Raw genomic sequence first — 19541 nt, forward strand, 5'->3', positions numbered from 1 at the left:
ATACATGTCCGCCACGCTTTGTGACACGGAAAAGTAACTTTGGACCAGCCACTGTGTCCAGCGCTCCATAAGCAAAAGTTTATGGTACTTACTCCCAATGAGGTTGTTGCGAATAAACGCCACCCTGCGCTTGATGCCAAACAAAGGCGCAAGGAAACGGGTGAACAAATCTGCATGGATCAAATAGCTGATCATAAGGTCTGGCTTCTCTTTGGCCAGCAAGCGGAAACCACGGACAGCCTGCCACAGTCCTTTGGAACCTGCTTGCAAATTGACCACCCTAATGCCCGCTTCACGTAACGGGGCGGCCAGTGGGCCATCATTAAGAACGGTACACACCGTGTGCTCATAGCCCGTCAACTTGGGCAAAGTCTTTACCAACATGGCCTCTGCCCCACCAACCTCTAAGCCCGTAATGACGTGCAGAACATGTGGCTTTTTGCCCCCACTCATGACACCTTCTTGTCCACGATCTGGAATTTCCCGGATTTGGCCAGGGAAATTTTCTCCACCGGCTTAACCTCTACCACACACATGTTACGCATCCCTTTTTCCAAAAGTGTGGCGAGCTCTTTTTGCTCTGATTTGGAAAACTCTTTTGTTGCAACCACTTTTACAACAATTTTTTCTACAGAAGGTTGGCTGATTTGGAACTGGCGGATTTTTGAACCGTACTGCTCTAGTGAGTAGTTAAAGAAGAGATAAGGGACAGTACTGCCATCTTTCAAGGTGATGAAATCCGTGACCCTGCCGTCAATGGCAGCGATTTTTTGATGGGCCAAGCCGCAAGGACAGACCTTCTTAGGTCCAGGCTTTCCCAGGTCGCCGGTATCGTACCGGATGAGGGGCATGCTGTACTTGTCCAAATGAGTAATGATCAGGCGGTTACTCTTCGTCTCCTTTTCTGGAAGGTATTCGACTATGAAGGATTCCATGTTGATATGAAGACCGTCTTGTTCACTGCACTCACTGGCCACAGCACCTAGCTCCCGCGAACCATAGCGGTCGTATACTTTGCCATGCACAGCTTCTTCAATAAGTGCCCGGTGATGGTCGTAGAGATTTTCAGACGTTGGGATAACCACGGGAATGGTGATATCGGTAATCCCTCTGTCCTTAATCATCTTGGCAAACTTCACCATGCTGGCGGTGTAGGCCGTAATGAGCATGGGTTTGCGCTGGCGGATAATAGCAATAAAATCATCAAACGAATCATCTAGGTCAAATGCGGACAGGTAAGTGTTCCGCATCAGACGGTTGAAGAGCTTATTGCTCGTATCCTGCTTATGGAAACCCCAGAGCGAAACATAGGGATGTCCCACCGCGTAGCCTCCCCAGTTCCAACTGCGGAGCGTGTACGCCGTACTTAAGTCCCGTGCCTCAACATCGCCCCTAAACTGGAAAGGCTGTCCAGTGGAGCCACTCGTGGAATCCATGTAGCTGCCAAACTCCTTGTGGTTGTCCGCGCTCGTTGCTTCAAGCCCTGCCGCGCGCAAGTCAGCTTTTGTGGTTACCGGTAGCTTGGCCAAGTCCTTTGGCGATGTTATATCCGCCGGGGTAATACCGGCTTTTTCGAAAAGGCTCCGATAATATGGGACATGCTCGTACGAATGCACCAGTAACTTTTGAAGCTTTTGCCACTGCATTTCTTCCAACTGGGCAGCCGAAAGGCGCTCCGTACTTCTCACCTTCTTATAGGAACGCCAAAACTTGCGCTTGGTAGTAAGCGTGACGAGGGGAAAAATGACGGTACGCAATACTGATCCGTACATTACTTTACCTTCCAAATGTATACGGTGCCGTTGGTATAAACTAACTCCGCGTAAGGCTCCTTGGCAATCTCTTCCACAGGAAAGTCGGGGAATGCCTCTTCCCTCCACCACGCACGAGTTGCCGTTAGGCCCTTAAGCTTGTCGCGGGAGTACAGGATGTAAAAGTCTTCCGTTGGCTTGCCCAATTCTTCACGGGCAATAAGGGAAAGACGCATCCTCTGAAGATATTCGTTAATACGCGCCGCCGTTAAGTCGAGGTCCTGAGTGGTAGAGATTGGCACGGCTAACGCTGCCAGCGCCTGGTCCTGGTAAACGCCCGCATTACTGGACAATGTCTGGGCACTTTTCCCATTGTATTCGTCACGGAACGCATAGATCACGCTTTGGCGGCCTTCGGTTGTGGGTGCCGTAAAGTACGCCGGCAGCTTAGTCATGCCATGGCCTGCGAAGAAACGGACAAGAGGCTCATTTAATGACTGACTAATGATAAGGGCGCCCTCTGGAATCGAATCCTGGATGAAAGTGACCGCCTCATATTCCTTATTGGTAACCCTGCCCTGCTTGGCGTAGGTCACGTAGTAGCCAGCCACCAAGGAACCCACGATTGCCAAGAGGAACAGGCTTGTCCACACACGCCCACGCCTCAGGAGCTCTGTACCAAGTCTCTCCGCATTCACTTGAAGTACCAATACAAGGGCAAGGCTCAGGAAAATCCAAGCGCGGTCAGGAAGCTGACTGTACCCGATGCGGGGGAAGAGTTCGGCAAATGAAAGGAAGATTACCACAGCCAACGCTATCGCCATCGGCAGCGGGCTTCGCTGCTTGCTCCGGGACCACCAAGCAAGCACTGCCGCTGCAGGCAAGGCAAAGCCAATGTTGTAGGCGTAGTAGAGGGCAGCCTGCCAACCGGGCCATCCCAATTCAATGCCATCTGTATTGACGTAATTGTTGATGAACCAAAGGCGATAATCGTGCCGCGCCAAGGACAGGGTAAAGATGACCCAAGTAGTCCTAATGTAATCGCCAATCGAGGTAGGCCAAATGGCCACAAGGGCTAGGAGGGCAAAGCCCCCAATGTACAAAGCGGAACGCTTGGGGTTCTTGGTAATAAGTGGCCACCAAGCCGAAAGCGCGACAACGATGGTGACAGGTAGTAAGAGTGAAACAAGTTCGTGCATCCGGAATGCCAAGCCCACCCCAATACCAAGGAGGACAAAAAGGTCTACGGTTTTTACCTTAGGAAGGGCTGAGAGGACGAAAAGGACTATCAGGTAGCTGATGATTGCAATGCTTTGCGGACGGCCCACAACCAACTCAACCATAAGCACAGGTACGCCTAGGAACATCCCGGCCCATACCGACTTAAGCCACTCAGGAAGTTTAGCCTGCGCAACCAAACCGCATCCCACCAGCCAGGCGGCAACCCAAACCAAGAGAGGTAGTACAACCTTAAAGAGAGCAAAAAGGGAGATGTGAAGTACGCCAAGGGTTGTCTGTGCAAAACTCACAAACTGCACCCTTGAAACGCTTTGGGGAAGTGAACCGGTTTCTTCAATTGTCCGTAGTACAGCCCCCCAGCCGTATCCATCTGCTTCAGGCAAAAAGCGGTACAGGAGCATATGCCCGACTATGAGCATCAAACCCACTAGGAGTGTCCAAATGGGCCAACGCGGTGCAGTGCGAATAGCTTGGAAATCAATAAGACCCTTAAGGGCGAACCCTTCTCCCCTGCGCCAACGCGAGAAAACGTAGAGGGCGGTAAGTATGAAGAGGATCACTGCATAGCCCAGGCGCGCACCGGATTGGGTCAGGCCATTGGAAGAAACAAGGCTTCCAAAAGTAGAGGCCAAGCTAATGGCCGTTATGGAGAGAAAAAGTGCCAGCGCACTCTTACGCCACCAATCCAATTTGCGGGAATTCTCAGCGTAAGGGCCGTTGAGGAGCAGGGCGCCAGGCAAGAAAAAGATCAACCAACCGGTGACCACCGTAAGTGGGGTAAAGAGAAACGCAAGGTGGAGGAGGGCTAGGAGGAGCAAAATCATGACAGGGCTTCGGTGTATAGTTTCTCTACTTCTTTGGAACGGACTTTCCAATCCCATTCGGCAATGTTCTCACGGGCAGCAACTGACATTTTTTCACGTAGCCCTGCATCTTTGAGAATGGTGGACAGCGCTTCGGCAAAACCAGGCACGTTGCTTGGTTCAACCAAATAGCCATTCACGCCGTTCTGTACTAAGTCAGGAATACACGGGATATTGGATGCCACCACAGGTACACCATAGCTTAAAGCCTCCATAACTACACCTGGCAGGCCCTCACCTTCCGCAGGAAGTATGAACGCATGGGCGGCATGGTAAAAGTTGTGCACGTCCTGGCGGCGGCCAGGTGCAAGGAAGACATCGGACAAGCCCTTCTCTTGAATGAGGGAGTTAAACAGCTCCTGCTCCGGCCCTTTCCCCACTGCAATCAACTTAAAAGCATGCCCTTCTTTCCGAAGCTGCTCTGCAACATCCAATAACTTGAAAACGCCCTTGCGCTTGTTAATGAGGCCAATGAAAAGAATGATCGGCACATCGCTCGGGATTGAAAATTCTTCGCGTATGTCACCATCCTTTGGCTGCACCTTAAGATGCACACCGGTAGGTAGAACTCGAAGCTTACTCTTCTTAAAACCCGCCTGTACGGCATGGGGAACGAGCAGCTCGCTGTAGAGCGTTGTGAGGTTAGCCGCGTTTAAGAACGGCTTGGTCATGAGTGCAAAAAAAGTACGGAAAAGCTTGTTGGTAATCCTTCCCATGCTGAACGAATAACTGGGAATAGTGTCGTAAGTCCCAATAAGCTTGGCTTTCATGAGCCCTACACGCTTCATCATAAAAGGAAGGAGGGGCGTAGGATAAAATGGCGCCCACACCTGCAGCACATCATGTGTGCGGCCCACTTTCCAAAGCTTGGAAATCACCCGGAAATCTGTGGGCACATTCCAAAGGATGGCCCCAATTTCCTTGGACCAAATGGGAACGATAGTAATGCTGTCATTCCCCTTAAGGAGCTTGTCGAAATGGAGCTGGTTAACCTCGCTCTTTTTCTTGTCCATTGGCCACACCACGGTCACCTCGTGTCCTTGGTCGGCAAGTATCTGGGCCAATTCAGCAATTGGCCTGCGCATTAAGAACGTGGGGTTAAGGAGTGCAATCCGCACAGTTACCGCCGCTTATCACTTTTAGCCGGTGTGTCCTGGAGTGCCAGGTCACGCACGGCTTTTTCCAATTTCTTACGGAGCCTGTCTACGCTGACGTAGGTGTAGAAGCTGATTGAGAGCACGACAATAAAACCAATGACGGTAAAGAAGTCCAAGGCGCGGATTGCCCCTGCGGAATCGGCAAATGCCCCAAAGACCTGCGGGAAGAGAGTAACAAGCGAAAAGGATATCCAAATTACCATCCATCCTAAGCACTCACGGAGGGTAAACTCGTTCCGACGGAAATGGAGATAGGTAAAGTAACCTTGAATTAACGCGAAGAGAAGCGCCAGTACCTGAATACCAATCATGTTAGCGGTGCGTTAAAAGAAGATGATCAACCTCAGGTGTCTGCTGAACGATCCGGAACTTCCAACTGAAAAGCGTGTTGAGAATTCGAATGCCATCAAGCGGAGTTGTCCCTTTATGGTTATCAAGGTAGATGGTAGGGATGCCCACTTCAAACACGGGGATCTTGTTGGAGACGGCCAAGATAAGCATTTCTGTTTCCATGGCGTATTGCGATGCGACCCAACGGATTTTTGGGTACGTTTTTGCAGTAAAGGCGCGGTAGCCGGACTGGGTGTCACGGGCCTGAATGCCAAACATCATCTTTGATGAATGGGATAGCACCTTGTTGCCCACGCGCATCATAATCGGCATCTCTCCTGAGTGCTGACGGGAACCAACTACCAAACCTTCTTCTACGGTAAGAAGTGGAGCAACCATAGCCTCAAGGTCCTCAACCCGATGCTGGCCATCGGCATCCATAAGGACAATAACATCAGCGCCCATTTTATAGGCCGCGTCACATCCAGTCTTGGCAGCAGCACCCTTACCTAGGTTGGTACGGTGGCGAAGCAAGTGGATACGAGAGTTTATATTCCGGATTTCTTTTACAACTTGAGAAGTCGTGTCGGTTGAGCCATCGTCTACCACAATCACAGATACTTCATGTCCCGCGATGGAGGTTGGAAACTGACTGAGAACTGCCCCTATTCTTTTTCCTTCGTTGTATGCAGGAACCACTGTCACAATATTCATAATCACAGTGTACGTTAAAACGAGATACTTTTGCAAGTTAAATAACCAAGCAAAATGAGCATCTAGAGCTACTTTTTGCTAGCACGGCACACCTTCGCAAAGAAGCTACTCCACCCTGCTGAACCATTTCCAGGCCGTTGTGCACAACTCTTTTAAGGAACTGTGTTCAGGCTGCCAACCCAAAATGGCTTTTGCGTCACCGGAGTCAGCCACCAATACAGCAGGGTCTCCCTCTCTGCGCGCAGCAAAAGCGTGTGGCACAGGGAGATGAGCAGCTTCTGAAACCGCCGCGATGATTTCCCTTACCGAGTACCCCTTGCCCGTACCTAGGTTGAATGGCCGGCTTTCACCGCCCTTTACCAAGTACTCCAAGGCCTTAATGTGTGCAGATGCCAAGTCGGTGACATGAACATAGTCCCGGACACAGGTGCCATCCGGGGTGGACCAATCGTCACCAAAAACGGTAAGGGCAGGGATATCCCCCTTAACTGCCAGGCAAGCACGAGGTATAAGGTGTGTCTCAGGATTGTGGTTCTCCCCCAATTCCCCTTCAGGGTCTGCGCCGGCGGCATTGAAATAACGGAGAGGCACGACACGGAGCCCCCCGGTAGCTGATGCTTCTAAAAAGATTCTTTCAGCCGCCAGCTTTGACCACCCATACGGATTAACCGGCTGCGTAATGTGATCCTCTTTCAAATATTCGGAAACAGGGCTTCCATATACGGCCGCCGTCGATGAGAACACGAGGTACTTCACCCCATTCGCTAGCATGGCCCGGGCGACGGAAAGGGATCCCGCCGTGTTAGTTTCGTAAAAACTCAACGGGTCTTTCACCGATTCCCCCACTTCAATGAGGCCGGCCAGGTGGATTACCGCCTCGATGCCATTCGTGCGTATCACCTCGGAAAGCTGGGCCGTATCCCGGACATCTCCCTTGATCATTTCTCCCCATAGCACTGCCTCCTGCTTCCCATTGTGGAGCGAGTCAAAAACTACCGGCACATGCCCTGCGCGGGAAAGTGCCTTGGCCACATGCGATCCAATAAAGCCGGCGCCGCCGGTAACGAGTACGTTCATGTACCCATAAGCCTACCAACTTCTCTTACGGCCTACTACCGTTCTGCCTCCGGATGTGCCGGCTAATGTAGGCAACGGGATGCCAGTATCCAAGCGGGTCTAAAAGGTGAAGGAATAGGAAGAGGAACCAGTTCCTGCATGCATCCCACTTGGTTGTGAATTCTTCCGTAGGAACATACGCAACTGAGACAAGGGGCACTTTTCTCCCAACCATCTTCTGCATAAGCCTTCCTATGTTGAGCCAGAAATAGCCCCAGCGCAGGCGGAGGAGGTGCAACTTGTTGCTGAATACCACAATCCGCCAGTGCTCGTAAGCTTGTGCCTTGGCGTACTTTTCAATCAAGGGAAGGGTAAAGCGGATGTTCTCAAATGTATCAGCCGCCCTATCTTCAACGATTATTTTCTCAGCTGGAACCTGTCTTTCCCGAAGAAACTGGGCCATAAGCTGCGCATCAGAAACAGGCTGAATATGGGCAGGCCGTAACATTCCGCCTGAGACAACGAAAACTGCGCGGCTGCCCTGCGCCTCCCAGTTTGCATATGCCACTTCTAGGCGGTCGCCCGTGACAGACCCCTCTAAAACGCCACGTACTATTTCCCCAGAAGGAACATGATAGAAATCTGCTGTTTGTTTCATGGTGCTTATTAAGGATATAGAAAAGAGCCGCTCCATATAAGAGCGGCCCTAGCAATTTCAGGTTCACGGCTTACGGCCATTGGCGCGGCGCTTGTACCGTCCAATGAGTGCAACCGGGTGCCAATATCCAAGCGGGTCAGGCACGTGGACGATCAGGAAGAGCAACAGCTCTAGAACCCAACCGAACCACGAAACTTTTTCCCCGGAAGGTTCGTATTCCATCACAAATGGCTTCTTGCGCCGTATGATCCGGAATAGGTTGAGCCACCAGAAGCCCCATTTGAAGCGGCGAAGATGACCCTTGCCACTGAATACCCAGAGCTTGCATTGCTCTTGGTCCCAGTACTCAAGGAATTCGTCGGCTCGCCTTGCGGTGAAGCGGATATTCTCAAATGTGTCCGCCGCCTTGTCTTCTGGTGAGACCCGGTCGCGCTTCACGCCGTTATCCACGAGCCACCACGACATGATGTCGGCATCGGCGTCAGGCTGAATGGACGTGGCCCGTAGCTTTCCTCCCGAAGGGACGAAGGTTACAGGATGGTCGATCTCTTTACTTTTTTCAAGCGCGGCCTGTAGCCGCTTTTCCGTAGTGCAACCCTCCACGCCGCCATTGGCAAACGCACCGGAAGGTATGCAAAGAATGTTTCGCAATCCCCTAACCTCCTAAGTCAAAGTACACGGGGATTTATAGCATATAGACTCAGGTTAGTCAACCAGGTAAAGGCAACCTGCTACTATGGAGCCATGCGCCTTCGCCGACCCATCCGCCGCATTATCTGGACTGTTGTCACTGTTTGCATTGCCATGTCAGCAATGCTTATTGGCGGGCTTGTGGCCACCACTCCCCGCCTACTGGAAGGTGCACGCACAGCACAGCAAGGGGCGGACGAACTCCTGGGCAATCCCCGCCAAGCTTCCGCCACTTTTGCAGAAGCGGGACGCGATTTTGATGCCTCATTTGCCGGGCTACAAGCCATACCTGAACCGGCACAATTCCCCAGCCTTGTCCCTCCATTCAGTTGGTATATTCGCCTTAATAAGGCAGCCATTTATTTGAACCGGGCAGGGAAAGACGCCTCGGCATTGGCTTCCTTATATCCAGAAACCAAGCCTTCGAGCGATCCTTCCGCCCTGGTCTCTACCCATAGTGCCGCCCTCGGAAAACTCTTCACTGAACAAGAGGCAGCGTTTGCGTCACTTCAGGAAAACATCGAGCATGCCGATCATGAACTGTCCCGCCTCCCTAGCTGGATATTCTTTTCCCGGGCCGATGAAGTACAGCGCCTGAAAGACAAGGTGCACGTCTTGGCAGAAGGCCTGCCGCGTGGGACAACCTTTATTCGGGAACTGCAAAATACATTGGGCAAGGGCTCCAGTGAGCCGCACACCGTACTGGTCATTTTTCAAAATGATAGCGAGCTGCGGCCGAGCGGCGGCTTCATGGGGAGCTACGCGGTTTTAACTGCCAGTAACGGTATTATCCGCTCGTTCCAGTTTGGTAAGGATATCTACAAGCTGGACCGTGAACTTGAAGCAGTGGAACGCATTACGCCGCCGCCTTACTTACAAACTATCTCTCCTACTTGGGGGTTCCGTGACAGCAACGTCGGACAGGGCTTTCTACCAGAGATTGGCAGCCAGGTAGCCGACTTTTACAGTAAAGCTTCTGGGACAACCCCCGATGCCATCCTTTTTACCGACCTTAGTATTTTGGAAGATATCCTCCTTGTTACGGGACCCGTTATGCTGCCCGGAACCACCACAGAGGTAACGGCAGACTCCGTCAGCACCGCCCTTACCACGTACATTGAAAAGGAATACTGGAATACCGAAGCAAATAAAATTGCCGTAGAACCTAAAAGCGTCATTGGCGATCTCATCCCCGTGCTCCTTGCCAAGCTGCAGCAAACACCTGGTTCCCAAGCCCAACTTCCCAGCCTGGTATCGCGTGCCGTAGGGCGGAAGTCGCTACAACTTTGGACATCAAGCCCCAACTTGGCCGAGGCTAGCAAGCCACTTTTTGCCACGGACTCACCCCCAACGGGCGATTGGATGAAAATTGTGCACAGCAACTTGGGAGGTAAAAAATCATCACGGAATATCACCCAACATGTGAAGGTGACTGAAAAACGACGGTTGCACGGGCGCGAGCGCACTATTGTCATCACGAGGACCCACACGGGGACGGGGACTTGGCCGGATGATCACAACCGTAACTATACGGAAGTCTATCTGCCACCAAGTGCAGAGATAGTGGAAGTCCCTAAGGGTAAGGGCGGCGAGAATCTCCTACCCGAATCTATACAAGCGGAATTGGGACTGACCGACAGCCACTGGGGCGGGGAGGTAAAAAGTGAGGAGTCGTGGGTTAAGGTTGGTTTTTGGTCTACTACCTCCGTAGGGGAAAAGACGGAGTTCACTCTAAAGTACCGATTGCCTGACGACATTTCCTCGCAACCCTTCACCTATTTGAAGCAAGCTGGCTCACGGAATGAGTCGCTTGAAGCCTTTCGATTCAAGGGGTCAGTGACAGGCAACGTAGACCTGGAGAAACGCTGGAGAATCTGGTAGGATCTGATGAGTTTGGGAAGGGTGGCAGAGTGGTCTAATGCAACGGTCTTGAAAACCGTCGGGTGAAAGCCCCGTGGGTTCGAATCCCACCCCTTCCGCCAACGTGAAAGTCCACCGCCAGGTGGGCTTTTGCGTTAGTGACGAACGAAGTAAGGAGCGTCATCCCACCCCTTCCGCCAAAAGAAAAGAGATCCTGTACATGGGTCTCTTTTCTTTTAGGAAATGCTAGTCTGGAAAGACATTACATTTCTCCCATGAAACCCCTCCTCCAAAAACTCAACCCAAAGCGCTTCTCCGGCCTCACATGGGCATGGATCATCGCCATTTCAAGCACTCTCGCCCTTTCCCTCTACCTGGCACTCACCCACTCGCCAGCAGCCATTATCTCCTTTGACGAAGGTTTCCGAGGCAGTGCCGGCATCCTTTTCAGTGAAAAAATCCGCTCGCTCTTCATGGATAACTTCCTGGGCAACCAGTCGGGCGCCCTGTTCCGTGAAGGCTTCAACGGTGTGATGATGTACACCCCAACCTGGACGGTTGTAGCCGGTGTACTTGGTGCTATCTTTGGCCCTACGGTAGAAGTGTTCCGTGCTACCACGCTCCTCTTCTATGCAGCCGGCATCCTTCTCACCTTCTGGTTCATTATCAAGGTGGACAACCGCCGCTTTGGCGCGCTCATCCCCGCGGCCCTCCTGGCCACCTCCCCGCTCTACCTTATCTACAGCCATCTCATCATCCTTGAGGTGCCGCTACTTGTGGGTTCAGGCGCCATTATCATGCTTCTCTACCTGTACGCGATGGGCTTGCTCCCCCGTACCTGGAAGTGGATTGTGGTCATCTCCCTGGTCTGCATGGCAGGTACCCTCACCAAGTTGATCGCCGTTGGGGTAATCTGGGCCACACTAGGCTTCTTTGCCGTTTCTTCCCTCATTCTCTTCCCCCGCCATCAGCTATGGAAAAAATACCTAAAGTGGGAATTCATCCTCTTTGCTGCCTGTTCCTTTGCCGCCCTTGCCGCCTTCAGCTACCTGCAGCAGTGGCGTTTTGATTTCAATATTGTCACCTTCCACACTAAGCAAACTGAGGGCATAACTGGCGAACACGGCGCTGCTTCGTTCGTACACACCGTATGGAACAACCGCGAGTTCTACTTAAGGGACTTCCGTAACATGCCTTTTCTAAGTTGGATTCTATGGATGGCACCCGTAGCACTTCTTATCATCCGCCGATCGCCCCTGAGTTGGCTCCTTGTTTCCTGGGTATTTGCTACGTACTTCCTCTTCTCCGGTGTCACCCCCCAAGTGCCGCAGTACCTTATGCCGATTTATTTGCCGATGGCATTGGCAAGCGGCCTCCTTGTCCTGACCGTTGCGGACTACCTGAAGGGTTGGCCGCTGAAACACATTGCTGCGGGAGTCCTTTCCCTCTTCCTCATTACCACCCAAGTCCAGGCAGTACAGAAAAGTGAAACGCATGGCTGGCGCGATGGTGAAACTGGCCAGCGCCAGGCTTCTGCGTACTTGGCAGAGCACCTAGGTCCGGGCGACCGTGTCCTTACCTGGCACGATGGCAACACCTTCCTCATCCGGGAAGCTGGACAGGGACGCGAGCTCCACATCCTTAACGGAAACAACGACCCTATCTGCCAAGATGCCATGGTTCAGAATACGGAATGGGCAATGAGCGTGTACCAGCCGCCGTATGTGAAAGAACGTGACCTAGCTATTTTGAATGCAGCTCCCTGGGAAGTTGCCGGGCGCTTTGGACCATCCGAGTCCACCATCATTTACCGCAATACCGCTCCCAAGTGGCCGTTTACTATTGAGGGAGAGACCTATAGCCCAACTACCGCCAAAAACGATCCTTCAGCAAAAGGTGGCCAGTACATTACGGTAAAGCACACCACAACAGAACCAGAGATATGGGGATGCTATCGTCAGTTGCCACTAGGGACGCTTACGGCAGACTTCATCCTCCGCCTTGCCAGTACGCCTGCCGATGCACAGGACAGTGACGTAGTGGCAAAGATCGAGTTCTCATCCTACCCAGCTGGTGAGCGCTCCGAACGCAATGTCACCCTTGGGGAACTTAAGGCCCAGAATGGCTTCGCACCTTACACCTTGAAAGTACAGCGCAAGCGCCTTAATCTCCCGGGCGAATTCCGCATGTTTGTGTACGGTGACTACGTGCTAGACTTTGACGCCATAACGGTTTCAAAGTAACCATGCCCCATCTTCCCCACCTTATCGAGTTCGTGGCCTTTACCCATGAGTTCCAGCGCATCCAACGGAGCATTTTTGCCCAGGGTGAAGAGAGGCATGAAAATGACGCGGAACATAGTTTCCAATTAGCCCTTACCGGCTGGTACCTCATTGAATCGGACAACCTCCCACTCAACCGAATCAGGATAGTTGAACTGGCCCTCACCCATGACCTAGTAGAGGTATACGCAGGGGACAGCCCGGTATTCCAAGAGAAAACCGGCTCCAAGGACGAAGATGAGAAAGAAGCGGTTCAGCAGCTCAAAAAACAGTTCCCGGGGTTTACCTCGCTTGAGCCCCTTCTCAATGAATACAAGGAGCGCGCCACTGAAGAGAGCAAGTTTGTGTACGCCCTGGACAAGCTGCTCCCCATCATAAATAACTACCTGGATGGTGGCCGTTCCTGGAAAATGGACAAGGTGTCCATCGGGCGGGTTATCCAGGAAAAGACAGCCAAAGTAGGGATCTCACCCGCGGTGAATGAGTACTACCCCGCACTCATAGAGCTTCTTCAAACAAAGCCTGAACTCTTTGGTGCTCATGACTAACCTCATTGTCTTTGATTGGGACGATGTCTTTACCCTTGGGTCCCAACAGGGGTATTTTCACTGTTATCAAGAGGCAGCCGCCTCGGTGGGCATCGATTTAGACTTGGAAATTGTACGCTCTCGAGTCCTACCTAAGTGGGGACATCCGGTGCACGACGAAGTAACAGACTTGCTTCCGGACCACCCTCACCTTGTGGATCAGGCAGTGGCTCACTATGAGAGCATCATCACCACAGAAGCTTTTACCCGCCACCTCACTTTTATCGAAGGTGGACGTGAACTCCTCACCAGCCTGGCACAAAAATACACATTGGCCGTTGCCTCAGGAAGTAATCCCATAACCCTACGCCAGGTAATCTTTCCGCAGTTTTCTGTTCCTAACGTATTTGACCAAGTTGTCTGCAGTGAAGATCCACCTGCCGATATGCGCGGCAAACCCCATCCAGATATGCTTCTTCACATCATGAAAGCCCAGGGAGCATCTCCGGAAGAAACACTCATGGTGGGTGACGGCCACGGGGACGTGCATATGGCACAAGCCGCAGGTGTTACCCCTGTAGTCGTACTCACTGGCGTGCTTAACCGAGAAGAAGCATTGCAACTTGGTGTGAACCATATTATTGGCCGCGTTACCGACCTGCCGCAGTTACTTAGAGAGATGGAATAAAAAAAGCCCCTCACCGGATGGTGAGGGGTGTGAAACCGGACTATGCTGCGTAGCTGGTCCGGAATTCATCAAACGCGGAAACCGCGACGTCCAACAGTTCGCCTTTAAGGCAAAGGTCGTCACAGAGCATCATGCGGCGGTAACCGATATCCCGTAACCAGGCCAGCTCACAGAAGTCTGAGCAGGAGGGAACGGGTTCGGCCACAACCGAGAGAAGTAACCGGGATGCCGCAATGGCGTCCGGGTCTTTCTCCGCAATCAGCTTGAGTGCGGGGAGGATGTCGTGCGGGCGGTCAACCTCAACGTAGAGGTCGCCGCGGGCAGCAACCAGCGAAAGGTTGTCGGCTTTCTTAAAACTGTTAGCAACATACTGGAGCCCAGCCTTGCTTTCAATCTTAAGTTGAATCTCGCTGTCGCGGCCAACCAGTTCCAGGAACTGGTCAACGTCGCGCTGCGATTCCACGTAGGAAAGGAAGTACCGTTTGAAACCGGCCTTCCTGACCTTTTCGATCTTTTGTAACTCCACGTCCGTGAAAAGCTGGCCGCGGACACGGAGGGACGAATCGCGGATGCAGATGGATTCGCCCGGCCTCAACCTAAACCGGGGACCCGTTTTAAAAACAAGCTTGTGTCCATCCTCCTCAAGGGCCACTAGCGTTGCCTCATCGGCTCCAGCTTTGAAGAGCACATCCGTCGGCGTGTTTACGCTGATGGGATGGTTCAACCTAAGCTGGAAGTCCACCGGGAAGTTATCGTGCACTTCCGTTATCCGCAGCTGACGCCCTTTGACGTCAAAGTACAGACTGTTACGTTCGCGTGGACTGAGCTTTCGAATACTCTCAAGCTCTTGATCCAGCTCATCGAGGCCGGTCATGGCACTGTTCAACCTAATCCCCTGCACCCGGTCATCGCTCAGAAACTGGGGGAAGTGGGTAAAGCTTGGCCAGAGCGTTACGAAGAGGTCGAGCGGGAGCCGCTGTGACGGCTCACGTTCAAACCCAGCTTTTGGGAAGAGGCGTGAGAACAGTTGTCCCAGCCCCTCCCCACGCTGCTTTATGTGGGGTTTAGTGGTCACCATTAGCCTACAACTTGGTCGTCAGCTTAGGGACCTGTGAGCGATGAATGGTGGCAAGCGATTCGTAAACGGTGTTCACTTGCTGGGGGGTTTGCCTGCCTTCGATTTCCTTCTGGAAGTCTGGATACCGGCTCGTTTCCTTGGCAAGGATGCCGAAGATGACATCCACCACCCTGTCGGCGTTGGGCAGCATGCAGATGCGGTCCTCCGTCAGCACATCGGCCCACTGCCTGTGGATCTGGCGATCCTCAGCACTTGGACCGTTGTCACCGGAACTGCCGTAAGGCTTCCGGATCAAGTACACCGAGTACTTGAGCATGAGTTCCGCAAAGACATCCTTGGCCATAAGCCTTTTTTGAATCTTCACGTGACACACGCTGTCCGCCACTTTGGGGTCAATCACTTCGTAGAAGCCCTCGTCCCCAATAATGATCAGGACGGGCCGGCTGGCATTCGGCATCTCCACATTGCGGGCCAGGTACAGGGCAGCGAGCTCATAGCTCTCCTGGTCCGTATCCCCGCCGCCGCCTTCGATAACGAGGCCCTTGAGCCGCTCTGCGAGCTCGGTGCCTTTGGCAAACGGCTGCGCCTGGATTGGGTAGTGGTCACCACAAGGGGCGTCACCAGTGGCCCCAAAGCAGATCTCCGTATCGTCGCCCAAGTACACCCGGCACTCGTGATCGAGGTACGGTAACTTGGAGAAAATTGTCTCCGGCCACTTGCCCATGGACCCGGTAACGTCTGTCCAGATCACCAAGGGCGACCGTGACATTGTCCGGAGCACTGGCGGCAGCAGGTCAGCGTGTGAAACATTTGCTTTGAGCGCCGCCCCATAACTGCGACCTGCATGGGTTTTGTAGACCTTACGGGCGGCATCGAAATCGTGCCCGTCCCATGGTCCCCTGTCGTAATCCCCGCCTTCGGGCATTTTATTTTCCTCCTTTGGCGCCCACTAGGGGGCAGATCGTCATAGTCGTGTCCAAACGCCGCGTTGCGGACGTGTTGAACGGCCTGGAACAAGCCTTTTTCTTCCTGGCACGGTTGAAGCGCGGGTTACGCGCAAGAAACTCATTGGATAACACCTCGATTTGTCAAAATTCGCTTCCAACGGAATGCGTCAAGTTGCGCCGTGAATATACCAGCTACTCCTGTAGCCGTCAATTGACTAATCTCAGAAAAACACTTTCTAGAGCTTGTTTTTCGCAGCCTTCACAAGGCCTGCAAACAAGGGATGAGGGATTTCCGGCCTACTTCTGAATTCTGGGTGGGCCTGCGTTGCAATAAAATAAGGGTGCACAGAGCGGGGCAGTTCAATAAACTCTACCAAGTTCTGCTCTGGCAGCATGCCGGATAGCACCATTCCTGCCTCTTCCAAAGCAGCATGATACTCCGGGTTTACTTCATAGCGATGCCGGTGACGCTCGGTCACTCCGCCATCTACCAGCTCATCAGGCCGGTATTCCTTATATACTGCCGCGGCCAAGCTTCCTGGCTTCAGTTCGGTACGGTAACTCCCCAGGCGCATAGTCCCGCCTTTCCTCCGAATGAGCTCTTGCCCGGGAATGAACGCAACCACAGGATGAGGCGCTTTCTCATCAAATTCCACGCTGTTGGCACCTTTTAGGCCGGCGTTGCGGGCAAACTCTACCACTGCCATCTGAAGGCCTAAGCAAATGCCTAAGAACGGCAAGTTGTTCTCGCGGGCATACTTTACCGCCGCAATCTTGCCTTCTACTCCGCGCCCACCAAAACCGCCTGGGACAATGAGGGCATCTACTTCTTTAAGGCGCCTGGTCATCCCTTTTTCTTCGGCATCAATTGCCACAATCTCCGCCTTCACCTTGTGGTGGATGGCCGCATGCCGGATGGCCTCGATCACTGAGAGGTAGGCGTCAGGGTTTTGTACGTACTTGCCCACCATCCCTATGCGGACCACACCTGTAGACTTCCGTTCTTTCTCACGCATAGCGTGCCACCGTTCAGCCGCACCGTTAGGTTCGTGCTTTGGGCGCATCCGGAAATACGAAAGGATGGCTTTGGCAAAGCCAGCTTTTTCCATGTTTTCTGGGATGGCATACAGGGAATCGGCGTCTGCCGCTTCAATGATCCGGTCCGGTGCCACACCAGTAAACATACTCAACTTTTCCCGTGTACCCTCTTCCAAAGGACGCTTACAGCGGACAACCAGCACGTCTGGCTGCAACCCATAGCTTCTAAGGGTGGCAACAGAGTGTTGGATTGGCTTGGTCTTGGACTCGTCAGAAGGGTAAATGTAGTCCACCTTTACCACATGGACAACCGCTGTCCGTTCCCGCTCCTCTTCCCGGAACTGCCGCAACGCTTCAATAAACGGTAACGCTTCAATATCACCTACCGTCCCACCAATCTCTACCGTTAGGAAGTCTACTTTTGATACTTCGCCAGCGACACGTACCCGTCGCTTAATCTCATCGGTAACATGCGGGATGATCTGGATGGTCTTGCCTAAGTAATTCCCCTCACGCTCCTGCTCCATTACGGCGCGGTATACTGCCCCGCTCGTAAAGTTGGAATACTTGGAAGCGTTTACATTGAGAAAGCGCTCATAGTGCCCTAGGTCCAGGTCGGTTTCCGCACCATCTTCCGTCACAAACACTTCGCCATGCTGGAAAGGGTTCATAGTCCCCGCATCCTCGTTCAAGTACGGGTCTGCTTTTAGTGGGGCTACTGAAAAACCGCGGTTTTGTAAAAGGCGACCAAGAGAGGCCGCCGTTATTCCTTTGCCGATGCCAGAAACGATCCCACCAGTAACGATAATTGTTCGGAATGGTCTTTGCTTCACCAAAACAGCATATCAAGTGGGGCAAACACGTTCAATTACCCGCCAACCGTTGGGCCTTTTCTTCCGCTTTGGCAAGCTCTTCGGGCGTATTTACCCCATGCCACTGCTCTTCAGGGACTTTAAACGCGCCAATCTCGTCTCCCTGTGCCAACCCCACATGGACTATGCCCGGAAGCGGGACCTCGCCTTTGTAGCGGGCATCTTCACCAACCTGCGTAAGCGCCTCCTTCACCCATTCAGTCTTGCCCGCATAGAGGCCGGCTGGAATATCCTTAGGCGGGGGTGTCTGAAAGGCCTCTTGGTCCTGGCGGATACGGGTAATCCTCCCTCCCCTGTGCTCAGGCACCTCTGCTGCATGGGTAGAATGGGTGACGCAGTACCCCATAGTAAGGGGGATGTTTTCTTTTTCATGGAACTGGACAAGCCCCGTCAGCATCTCTTTGGTGTAGAAATAACTGTCATCCGCCCCACTGACAATAAAGTAGGGGGTCTCAACGTGCTCCAGTGCTTTTGCCACTGCATAACCTGTGCCCTTTGGCTCTGCGGTTACATACACAAGGGGAAGATGGCTGAAGTGGTCTTTAATCTGCGCAGTATGCTCGCTGATTACCACGACCACCCTGTGAAAACCCATTGCCAAACCGGTTTCCACAATTGGCTGCATGAGTGGTTTCCCACCCACTTCCACGAGAGGCTTGGGCACTGGCTTTCCCAACCGCGACCCTTTGCCTGCCGCGAGAATGACAAGCGTCCAATTCGGTAGGGATGGGAGGGAGTGCTGCATCGGGAAGGGCTAATCTCGTAGAGAAAAATGATAAAACGATTTCACCCAAAAGCAAAGGAGCCCTTAGAGGCTCCTTTGCGGGATTAGGTATGAAAAGGAATCATTAATGCCGTTTCCCCTTCCTGCCTGACCCACTCTTTTTGCCACCGCCATCTTGTTTATTTACTGTAGCCCAAGCGCGTGCCTCTGCCTCGTCGCGGGAGATTCCACGCTGCTCATAGCTTTTTTCGATATGCTCGGCCTTGCGTTTCTGTTTGTCCGTATATTTGGACTTGTCTCCTTGTGACATGGCAACCTCCTGGGTTACATACTCAAGTGCCGCCACTATACGACGACTGGGGCATTTTGACAAGGCTTTGGGTATGAAAAAACCGGCCACTGTTGTGACCGGTCTGATACTGAAACTAGCAGCCTGCCCACCACGGGCTTTGGGCTTCCGCCGGGCTTATTGCCTCCGATAAGAGGGCAACAAACTCGTCGTGCCAGGTAATGAACTGCTTGAAGTCATCTGGCGTTAGAAGCGTGCCCCGAGCGAGGTCTTGGCGGATTACCTCCTGAACAGGGAGTGGGATGCTCTTAAGCCGACGCTGCGTGAGGTCGAGTTGGTCCTTGGGACCAATTGTAGTGTCCGTAGACCGTAGGAACCTGAGGAAGGAAAGGATTTCCTTTGCTCGCATTTCACGAGTCCTCCTGTCCAACTGTCTGAACCCCGCCGACACGTATGTCGCCAGCTTGAGCTGATGCGCCTCTGTGGGAATTACATCCGAAAGAAGTGCACGCATACCGTGCTTCACGCCAGCAGCCTTGGAAAGGCTGATGACCAAGCCGTCGATTGCTCGTTCCTTGTTTATTTGAAAGTCCATATATCACCAACCTTTTCGCCCGTGACTATAGCACAGAATGATGATTTTGTCCAGATCTAGGCACTGGGGGTATACTGTTTGTATGGAACCGCAAACAGCCGAGGCAGTAATTGCGCAGTGGGAACAACCTGAACGGGTTGGCATCCTTTCTAATAAGGGCGGTACCCGCAAGCTACTCCTTAT

19 protein-coding genes and 1 tRNA gene are annotated in these 19541 nt (G+C 52.8%); 5 read left to right on the forward strand and 15 right to left on the reverse strand.

Annotation, left to right across the window (positions count from 1 at the left end):
- The 9 genes from VLA04_04540 to VLA04_04580 form a co-directional block, all read right to left on the reverse strand.
- Positions 1 to 453 (reverse strand): hypothetical protein (locus VLA04_04540; GenBank protein ID HSI20933.1); only part of this gene is annotated, 453 nt, incomplete at its 3' end.
- Positions 450 to 1772, reverse strand: coding sequence for a hypothetical protein (locus VLA04_04545; GenBank protein HSI20934.1), 1323 nt, complete (start codon positions 1770 to 1772; stop codon positions 450 to 452). The genes VLA04_04540 and VLA04_04545, both read right to left, overlap by 4 nt.
- Entirely contained in the window at positions 1772 to 3814 is a 2043-nt protein-coding gene (locus VLA04_04550; protein HSI20935.1) for a hypothetical protein, read from the reverse strand. Before VLA04_04550 ends, VLA04_04545 begins: the two co-directional genes overlap by 1 nt.
- Positions 3811 to 4938, reverse strand: coding sequence for a glycosyltransferase family 4 protein (locus VLA04_04555; GenBank protein ID HSI20936.1), 1128 nt, complete (start codon positions 4936 to 4938; stop codon positions 3811 to 3813). Before VLA04_04555 ends, VLA04_04550 begins: the two co-directional genes overlap by 4 nt.
- 35 nt (positions 4939 to 4973) lie before the next feature.
- Entirely contained in the window at positions 4974 to 5321 is a 348-nt protein-coding gene (locus VLA04_04560; protein HSI20937.1) for a DUF2304 domain-containing protein, read from the reverse strand.
- Between the two features lies 1 nt (position 5322).
- A complete protein-coding gene (locus VLA04_04565; protein ID HSI20938.1) occupies positions 5323 to 6054 on the reverse strand; it encodes a glycosyltransferase family 2 protein in 732 nt (243 codons plus the stop codon).
- A gap of 105 nt (positions 6055 to 6159) precedes the next feature.
- Positions 6160 to 7131 (reverse strand): UDP-glucose 4-epimerase GalE, encoded by a 972-nt coding sequence (gene galE, locus VLA04_04570; protein HSI20939.1) that lies wholly within the window; start codon positions 7129 to 7131, stop codon positions 6160 to 6162.
- 25 nt (positions 7132 to 7156) lie between these two features.
- Positions 7157 to 7768: a YdcF family protein gene (locus VLA04_04575; GenBank protein HSI20940.1), complete on the reverse strand. Its 612-nt coding sequence runs from the start codon at positions 7766 to 7768 to the stop codon at positions 7157 to 7159.
- Between the two features lie 63 nt (positions 7769 to 7831).
- The gene (locus VLA04_04580) at positions 7832 to 8419 is read right to left on the reverse strand and encodes a YdcF family protein (protein HSI20941.1); all 588 of its coding nucleotides are present in this window, start codon (positions 8417 to 8419) and stop codon (positions 7832 to 7834) included.
- Positions 8420 to 8512: 93 nt separating this feature from the next.
- On the opposite strand from VLA04_04580, the gene VLA04_04585 reads away from it, so the two are divergent.
- The 5 genes from VLA04_04585 (at position 8513) to VLA04_04605 (ending at position 13815) form a co-directional block, all read left to right on the forward strand.
- Positions 8513 to 10339 (forward strand): DUF4012 domain-containing protein, encoded by a 1827-nt coding sequence (locus tag VLA04_04585; GenBank protein HSI20942.1) that lies wholly within the window; start codon positions 8513 to 8515, stop codon positions 10337 to 10339.
- A 15-nt stretch (positions 10340 to 10354) separates the two neighbouring features.
- A tRNA-Ser gene (locus VLA04_04590) sits at positions 10355 to 10440 on the forward strand.
- A gap of 153 nt (positions 10441 to 10593) precedes the next feature.
- On the forward strand, positions 10594 to 12561 hold the full coding sequence (locus VLA04_04595; protein HSI20943.1) for a hypothetical protein: 1968 nt from the start codon (positions 10594 to 10596) through the stop codon (positions 12559 to 12561).
- Positions 12562 to 12563: 2 nt separating this feature from the next.
- Entirely contained in the window at positions 12564 to 13148 is a 585-nt protein-coding gene (locus VLA04_04600; GenBank protein ID HSI20944.1) for an HD domain-containing protein, read from the forward strand.
- Complete coding sequence (locus VLA04_04605; protein HSI20945.1) at positions 13141 to 13815, forward strand: HAD family hydrolase; 675 nt, start codon at positions 13141 to 13143, stop codon at positions 13813 to 13815. Before VLA04_04600 ends, VLA04_04605 begins: the two co-directional genes overlap by 8 nt.
- A gap of 40 nt (positions 13816 to 13855) precedes the next feature.
- Here VLA04_04605 and VLA04_04610 read toward each other — a convergent pair whose 3' ends face one another.
- From VLA04_04610 to VLA04_04635, 6 genes are all read right to left on the reverse strand, one after another.
- A complete protein-coding gene (locus VLA04_04610) occupies positions 13856 to 14893 on the reverse strand; it encodes a hypothetical protein (protein ID HSI20946.1) in 1038 nt (345 codons plus the stop codon).
- A 4-nt stretch (positions 14894 to 14897) separates the two neighbouring features.
- The gene (locus tag VLA04_04615) at positions 14898 to 15818 is read right to left on the reverse strand and encodes a hypothetical protein (protein HSI20947.1); all 921 of its coding nucleotides are present in this window, start codon (positions 15816 to 15818) and stop codon (positions 14898 to 14900) included.
- A 258-nt stretch (positions 15819 to 16076) separates the two neighbouring features.
- Complete coding sequence (locus VLA04_04620) at positions 16077 to 17711, reverse strand: CTP synthase (protein ID HSI20948.1); 1635 nt, start codon at positions 17709 to 17711, stop codon at positions 16077 to 16079.
- A gap of 31 nt (positions 17712 to 17742) precedes the next feature.
- On the reverse strand, positions 17743 to 18495 hold the full coding sequence (locus VLA04_04625; protein ID HSI20949.1) for an NTP transferase domain-containing protein: 753 nt from the start codon (positions 18493 to 18495) through the stop codon (positions 17743 to 17745).
- A 103-nt stretch (positions 18496 to 18598) separates the two neighbouring features.
- Positions 18599 to 18784 (reverse strand): hypothetical protein, encoded by a 186-nt coding sequence (locus VLA04_04630; protein ID HSI20950.1) that lies wholly within the window; start codon positions 18782 to 18784, stop codon positions 18599 to 18601.
- Positions 18785 to 18899: 115 nt separating this feature from the next.
- Positions 18900 to 19358, reverse strand: a complete 459-nt coding sequence (locus VLA04_04635; GenBank protein ID HSI20951.1) for a hypothetical protein — start codon at positions 19356 to 19358, stop codon at positions 18900 to 18902.
- Positions 19359 to 19541: the final 183 nt, after the last annotated feature.

This window comes from Verrucomicrobiia bacterium, from assembly GCA_035460805.1.
In the GTDB taxonomy this organism is placed as follows: domain Bacteria; phylum Patescibacteriota; class UBA1384; order CAILIB01; family CAILIB01; genus DATHWI01.

Coding starts and splice junctions, on each gene's coding strand:
- VLA04_04565 (HSI20938.1), bottom strand. CDS start 6,054: ATGAATATTGTGACAGTGGTTCCTGCATACAACGAAGGAAAAAGAATA.
- VLA04_04635 (HSI20951.1), bottom strand. CDS start 19,358: ATGGACTTTCAAATAAACAAGGAACGAGCAATCGACGGCTTGGTCATC.
- VLA04_04630 (HSI20950.1), bottom strand. CDS start 18,784: ATGTCACAAGGAGACAAGTCCAAATATACGGACAAACAGAAACGCAAG.
- VLA04_04585 (HSI20942.1), top strand. CDS start 8,513: ATGCGCCTTCGCCGACCCATCCGCCGCATTATCTGGACTGTTGTCACT.
- VLA04_04560 (HSI20937.1), bottom strand. CDS start 5,321: ATGATTGGTATTCAGGTACTGGCGCTTCTCTTCGCGTTAATTCAAGGT.
- VLA04_04605 (HSI20945.1), top strand. CDS start 13,141: ATGACTAACCTCATTGTCTTTGATTGGGACGATGTCTTTACCCTTGGG.
- VLA04_04595 (HSI20943.1), top strand. CDS start 10,594: ATGAAACCCCTCCTCCAAAAACTCAACCCAAAGCGCTTCTCCGGCCTC.
- VLA04_04575 (HSI20940.1), bottom strand. CDS start 7,768: ATGAAACAAACAGCAGATTTCTATCATGTTCCTTCTGGGGAAATAGTA.
- galE (HSI20939.1), bottom strand. CDS start 7,131: ATGAACGTACTCGTTACCGGCGGCGCCGGCTTTATTGGATCGCATGTG.
- VLA04_04545 (HSI20934.1), bottom strand. CDS start 1,772: ATGTACGGATCAGTATTGCGTACCGTCATTTTTCCCCTCGTCACGCTT.
- VLA04_04600 (HSI20944.1), top strand. CDS start 12,564: ATGCCCCATCTTCCCCACCTTATCGAGTTCGTGGCCTTTACCCATGAG.
- VLA04_04550 (HSI20935.1), bottom strand. CDS start 3,814: ATGATTTTGCTCCTCCTAGCCCTCCTCCACCTTGCGTTTCTCTTTACC.
- VLA04_04625 (HSI20949.1), bottom strand. CDS start 18,495: ATGCAGCACTCCCTCCCATCCCTACCGAATTGGACGCTTGTCATTCTC.
- VLA04_04615 (HSI20947.1), bottom strand. CDS start 15,818: ATGCCCGAAGGCGGGGATTACGACAGGGGACCATGGGACGGGCACGAT.
- VLA04_04555 (HSI20936.1), bottom strand. CDS start 4,938: ATGCGCAGGCCAATTGCTGAATTGGCCCAGATACTTGCCGACCAAGGA.
- VLA04_04610 (HSI20946.1), bottom strand. CDS start 14,893: ATGGTGACCACTAAACCCCACATAAAGCAGCGTGGGGAGGGGCTGGGA.